The organism is Lachnobacterium bovis DSM 14045 (assembly GCF_900107245.1).
In the GTDB taxonomy this organism is placed as follows: Bacteria; Bacillota; Clostridia; order Lachnospirales; family Lachnospiraceae; genus Roseburia; species Roseburia bovis.
Genome location: NZ_FNPG01000045.1, coordinates 1 through 6,146 on the forward strand (window position 1 = coordinate 1; position 6,146 = coordinate 6,146).

The 6,146-nt window shown below is 29.6% G+C and carries 7 protein-coding genes; all 7 read left to right on the forward strand.

The features are described 5' to 3' along the window. The coding region (locus tag BLV79_RS12115; RefSeq protein WP_207645677.1) for a hypothetical protein at positions 1-562 on the forward strand (562 nt) is incomplete at its 5' end. 115 nt (positions 563-677) lie between these two features. After that, on the forward strand, positions 678-1,409 hold the full coding sequence (locus BLV79_RS12120; protein WP_074719238.1) for a DUF4176 domain-containing protein: 732 nt from the start codon (positions 678-680) through the stop codon (positions 1,407-1,409). 44 nt (positions 1,410-1,453) lie between these two features. Next, a complete protein-coding gene (locus tag BLV79_RS12125; protein WP_074719239.1) occupies positions 1,454-1,792 on the forward strand; it encodes a hypothetical protein in 339 nt (112 codons plus the stop codon). Then, positions 1,779-1,985, forward strand: coding sequence for a hypothetical protein (locus tag BLV79_RS12130; protein ID WP_022750529.1), 207 nt, complete (start codon positions 1,779-1,781; stop codon positions 1,983-1,985). Before BLV79_RS12125 ends, BLV79_RS12130 begins: the two co-directional genes overlap by 14 nt. Positions 1,986-2,018: 33 nt before the next feature. Next, complete coding sequence (locus tag BLV79_RS12135) at positions 2,019-3,767, forward strand: deaminase domain-containing protein (RefSeq protein WP_074719240.1); 1,749 nt, start codon at positions 2,019-2,021, stop codon at positions 3,765-3,767. Beyond that, positions 3,768-4,580, forward strand: coding sequence for a hypothetical protein (locus BLV79_RS12140; protein ID WP_074719241.1), 813 nt, complete (start codon positions 3,768-3,770; stop codon positions 4,578-4,580). It begins immediately after the preceding gene. A 55-nt stretch (positions 4,581-4,635) separates the two neighbouring features. After that, positions 4,636-5,796, forward strand: coding sequence for a deaminase domain-containing protein (locus BLV79_RS12145; protein WP_074719242.1), 1,161 nt, complete (start codon positions 4,636-4,638; stop codon positions 5,794-5,796). Positions 5,797-6,146: the final 350 nt, after the last annotated feature.

Genomic DNA, 6,146 nt, shown 5'->3' on the forward strand with positions numbered 1-6,146 from the left:
ATGTACATTGAAATATATAACCGAGCATGTTAAAAATGCAAAAATATTTGTTTTTGATACTGCAAGTATGAAATTAAGAAGTTTTTCAAGTATGGAAAATATCGATTATGCATCAGGAAAAGAACAAAGTATTGCATCATTGGAAAAACTAAAAGTTTTAATAGAAGATCGTAAAACTGCGTACAATCTACAAAAAGAGTCTAATCCAATGATGAGTATAAAAGAGTATGGCTTAAAACAAACTCCAACATTTGTTGTTATAGATATAGTACAAGAACTATATGAAAACGTAGGAGAAGACAATGAAAAAATAGACGTTTTAAAAGAAGCATTAGATGTTGGAATATTTGTTATAGCATCTGCAGATAATAAGTTAAGAACAAGAATGAGTCAATTCCTAGAAACGTTGACGAATGTAAAAACGGCATTAGTAGTCGGCAACTTCAGGGAACAGAATCTATATAGCACAATAGGATTTAGAGAAAATAACACAGATTCTCGTTTTGGATATATTTATTCAAAAGGAAAAATAAAGAAAGTAATGATTCCATTGGAACAATAAAAATGAAGAAAGTAATGACTTCATTAGTTTGATAAAGATATTTAGTAAAAGTATTCAATAAAAGAATAAATAGAATATAAATAAGAAGCTTAAAAAAAGAAAGGAAAGGTGGCAAATGACAAGTAAAGATTACAGATTAGCTCTGTGGAAAGAATACCTGAAAAAAGTTGATTTTATTAGTGAAAGAGAAAAGGAAAATCTAGATGCAATAGCAAAAATGTATTTTGAAGATCAAAGCTTTTTATTAGAAGTTTATAAAGCTTTTGCAAAAGATTTAGATTACTTAGAAGACCAAGAAAATCACGTTCATTACGAAAAAGATGGCAAAGATTACATTTTAGCGTTAGAAAACATAGAAACTGTTTTTGATAAGCAGCATTTTGCAAAAGTAATTGCGGCAATGCTTGATATATTAGAAGAAATGCTTCCACTAGGAACAGTGGTAGATTTAGATTCAGAGATGATGAAACTAGTGGGAGAAAAAATAAACGATGAAAAAGCAAAGGAAGGAGAAGAACTGATAGATGTAGATGCTGTAGAAAATTTCAGAATGGTTATAACCCATAGATTTTTAGGCTCAGATGGAAAATATTATTATCCTTACGCAGGAGTAGTTTATCCAACCGGAATGCCAGGCTCAAGAGAAGTCTTTTATTTTACAAGGGCATTTGTAAAAAATATAGTCCAAAAAGGATATGAAGATGAACTAGAACTTCAGTTTCAATACATGATGAAAAAAGAATTGATAGTGAATAAAGGCATGTGTACAGTTGGATACACATCACCTGAAACAGCAATAGAACTCAATAAAAAAATCACATCAGGGAAACTGCATGAAGCATGCTAAAAAACAAATAAAAATAAAAAAATAATTAAAAAGGAGAATAAAGCATGTCAGGTAAGAAAGAAAATTTAGATGTAAATCTATCAGAACTTAAAGCAAGTACTGATTACCTTCAACAGTCGATAGATACATATGAGAAGCTTTCTAAGGATCCGTTTAAAAAGGAGCTAGAAGAGCTAAATAAAATGAGTTCAGATTTTATAGATTCGTTTTATACATTATTAAAAGACATTAATGATTCGGCAGTTAAACTAAGTGATGATTATAAATCTATTGCAAAAAATGCGGCAAAGATAATTAAAAATTTAGAAAAAGTTGATCATGAACAGGCAGAAAAAATTTTAAAGAATTCCCAAGGAGGAAAGTATAAAAATGACAGAAGTTGATGCAAAAAATTACGTAAATGAAATTGTTAATGCGGCAAATTCATTAGAGAAAAGTTTCAAAAATAATTTTGAAGACATGGATTTAGAAAATACTATAATAAGGACAAAAATGGAAACTATTGTACAAAATGCAGTTTCAGATTTAGAAAAATTAAAATCAGATATTCAAGATTTAAAATTTGACAAAATATAGAAAATTTTATAAACGATTAAGAAAGGAGAAGTTTTGAAAACAGATTTAAAAATCAATTATACAGGTCTTGAGGTAATTGCAAGTAAAATTGAAGAATATAGAGAAGCAATAGAAAATATCGATGAAGCGATAGAAAGGCTAGATAGAGTACTAACAAAACAAGAGTCAAAATCTACTAAAAAATTATCGAAAAAAATAAGTAAAATGCACAATGATAGATCAGAATTAATCAATACACTTAAAAAATTAGAAAAATTAGTGCATGATTATACTGATGATATGTCAAAATTGGCACCGTGCAAAACAGAAGGAGTGAATACTAGAGTTGACAGTTTGGATATTAAATTTAATTTGTTCCAAATAAGGTGCTCAAAATACGATTTTAAAACAAAGACGGCTAGTACTCCTTTAGATAAAAGTACATATATATATTCAGCGGATCCTAAAAATGCAGAAACAAATAAAAAGATGAAGGCAAATTATGAGAAAATAGTAAAGTTTCATGAATCAAGAATTTTGCCCACATTGAATAAGATGCACAATTATTATGACGAACTAAATGATATATACGAAAATGTTATATCAGAGTATGAAAATACAGATGATGTATATCAAACAAGAATGAATCAGTTGTATAATGAGTCTATAGATAGTGGACAACGATGGAAGGACTTTGGAAACAAAGTTGGTAGTATTTTAGATGCGTTTTCCGCATCATTTGTGAGGGCATTTGCACTTGCGTTTATAGTAGAGCTTTTATGTGTAGCATTTCCAGCGTATGCAGTCGCAATAATAATTATAGCTATGGTTGCAGTACCATTAGGGCAGAGTGCAATATCATATGCACCGGATAGTGCCTTTGATTGGCCATTATTACGCGATATTAAAAACGAATGCAATGCAACAAAAGATGATATTGGAAAAATGTGTAATGCTGCAATAGAAAGAGGACCAATTGGAATACTAGAAGTAATAGGGCAAGATTTAGAAGATAATTGTCAGACAGAAGAAGGCTATGCATCGTTATTTGGCAGTGTAGCCGGATCTGTTATGGGAGGAAAGTTTGCTCAGAACTCTTATGAACTATATGGTCCTAAAAAATTAGAAAAAGCTAACTTTGAAGCTGTTCGAAAAATGGTCAACGAATCAGAATTAGAAGAAATAAAAGATCCTAAAATGGAAATGGCGGATTCTGTAGAAGGCAGCAACAAAGGAGAAACTACTGTTAAAGCTCCTAATAAATTCCAAGAATTAAGTAGTGCAGTACTTAGAAAAATTGATGACGCTATTGACAAGGAGTTCATAGAGAGAGCTAATAGTACAATAAGAGAAAAAATGTCAGGAGGTATAAGAAGACATTATAATACTGGTTATGCTGAAGCTCATGTCACAGGTTTAGATAAGACGACGTATTTTGCACATAGTAGTGTAGATTCTCTAGAGGATTTAGCAAAAAAATATCCTAGAGAGACGGTTGAACGTGCAGAAGGAATCTCTACTTTACCACCGGAGGATGAAAGAGTATTTGAAGCACTGAAGGTAAATACTGAAAACGTTGTTGATGGAAAAGGGGCTTATTATAGATATAATGATACAGAATATAAAATATTAAATGAAATAGCAACGAGAATCGGAGACAATCCAGAGGCATCGGGACACATAAAGATGTATTCAGATTTGAAGAGTTGTCCAAGCTGTCAGCATGTTATAAAACAATTCCAAGCACGGTACCCGAAAATAAAAGTTGAAGTAATATATAAAAAGGTAGGAGGAGGAAAATAGATGGAAGAAAAGCCTTTTGAATTTAAATATTTTGTTATAGATGATATATATAGAGACGTTCTAAATTCAGATGATACATTTGAAATATCATTCGCAAAATGTTGGGTCTCACTTTGTGGTTACATAAATAGTGATACAATTTCTTCTATTATCGTTATTACTGAAATGTTTGCAGTTGCAATAATGACTGATATTGAAATGTATATGCATAATTTCAAACATTTAAAGGAAATGTTTGAATTGTTTGATAAAATAGATGCAAAGAACATTTTCACACCTGTAGAGTACGAGTATTTAAAAAATGATATTCAAATAGTTAAAGAATACTATAACAAGGGTAAAAAAGTAATAAAAGAAGAATTTCCACGTAGAGCAAGTGATTTTTTTGAAGAAATCCCTAAATTCTATGTAGAAAAAGTTTTACTAGGAGAAGATCCAAACCATAGATTAGAAAATATTACAGAAGATAATTCCTTTGAACTAGATTATTTAATTTATGCATACTATTATAGAGGAATTTTTAAAGATAAGCTAACGGAACAACAAGCATTCGATAGATGTTTGATAAAATTTAAAAAATATCTAGAGGAAGATTCGATAAAAACAGTTATTGTAGTAGCTGCATTAACAAATATTTTAGTATGGAGTAAGGAACTAGACTTAACAAGAAAATTCAAAAGTTTGATTGATAAGACTGCTGAACTATATAAAACTTTTGATGTGAAAAGTATATTATCAGGAGACAGATTAGAGTTCTTAGAAGATTCAATGCGTGATATTAATGGACTTTATAAATATGAATTACCAGAATAAAAAGTAAAGTATTCCCAAAGATACTTTAGATTTAATTAGAAAGCGAGAAAGACTAATGAAAAACAAATTATTTGATTTATTTACAGGAACAAAAACTGAAAAGAATCAAAGTAGATTCTTTGCATTAAAAAATGATGTTGTAGAAAACATTTATGATAATCTGTATGCATACGATTTTTCGTACGGACAAGCGGCTAGTAAGTGTTACGTTGATATGGGCGGAGTCATAGAAGAAGATAATGTTGATGCTTTGTTAGTATTAGTTGAGATTATGGCATCAAAGCTTAGAAATGATGCAGAGTTCTTTTATGGAGATTTAGAAGATTTAGAACGAATTTTTAAATTACAAAAATCTTTAAATATACAAGAAGAATTGTCAATTTCAGAAAGAGAATACCTAGAGCACGATGTAAAAATACTTGAAACATACTATAACAAATTCAAAGATGCCATTACAAAGGATAATCTAATTAAGCCAAGTGATGTGATAGATGCTCCAATTCCTAAAATGTCTTGTGAAGAAGTTTTACATAAAGAAGATCAGGAACAGCATTTAGATAATATAAGTGAAGATAGTTCGTTTGAATTAGAATATTTAATAAATGTTGAATTTTACAATGAAATGTATAAAGAAAAGAATTCTCCAAGAGAGGCTATGGATAAATGTTATGTAAGATTCAATAAATATATAAAAAGCTTATCAATTCAGTCAGCACTTGCGATGACACTTATTATTAGACTTCTTGTCAAATTTGGAGAAGAAGTTAAAGAGTCTGAATTGACAGATATGTACACAGCTTTTACAATTTACAATTCAGTTAATGCCAAAAAAATACTAGGAAAAGATAGATTTGAACTACTCAAAGAAGATGTAGAAATGATGCAAGATAAAGAAAAATTTTCAGAGTTCTTGGTGTTAGGACAGTTAAAATTCATCAAACCAATTCCAAGGGAATATGAAAAAGTTTTCAAAACATTGATGGTTAATAGCAAAAATGAAATCAACGGGAAATTAGCATATGATAGATTTGCAGATCCAACGTTTGTTAATTTAAATGATATAGCATTGAAATTAGGGGACAACTATGGAGCTTCAGGAAATGTTAAAATACATGTTGAATTATATCCATGTCCAAGTTGCCAATACGTTATAAAACAGTTTCAAGAAAGATATAAAAACATAAAGTTGGAAGTTGTATATGGAAAGATTTCTTAATAATTTAAGAAAATTAAAAGCATTATAGCTTAAAAAAATATGGCAAAGTAAAATAAATGTAACCACAAAGATTAAGGTTTCATACAGTTAAAAGTTATACTTTTAGATGTATATGAAATTGAAAAGTCTTTGTGGTTCTTTTTTACTTAAAGAGTTTGTATCGCATACACAAAATACAACTACCAATATGAAACGTTAGCATGAGACGTATATTATTTTTCAAAAGAGGGTAAATTATAACGTCAAGAAGATCAAAATGAGGTTGGAATCTCATTTAATTATGCTATAATGGATTGTGTTCGATGTAATTTAAGGTACAATAGAAATGCCATTTACCCTAAATAGATACG

Coding starts and splice junctions, on each gene's coding strand:
- BLV79_RS12120 (WP_074719238.1), top strand. CDS start 678: ATGACAAGTAAAGATTACAGATTAGCTCTGTGGAAAGAATACCTGAAA.
- BLV79_RS12125 (WP_074719239.1), top strand. CDS start 1,454: ATGTCAGGTAAGAAAGAAAATTTAGATGTAAATCTATCAGAACTTAAA.
- BLV79_RS12130 (WP_022750529.1), top strand. CDS start 1,779: ATGACAGAAGTTGATGCAAAAAATTACGTAAATGAAATTGTTAATGCG.
- BLV79_RS12140 (WP_074719241.1), top strand. CDS start 3,768: ATGGAAGAAAAGCCTTTTGAATTTAAATATTTTGTTATAGATGATATA.
- BLV79_RS12145 (WP_074719242.1), top strand. CDS start 4,636: ATGAAAAACAAATTATTTGATTTATTTACAGGAACAAAAACTGAAAAG.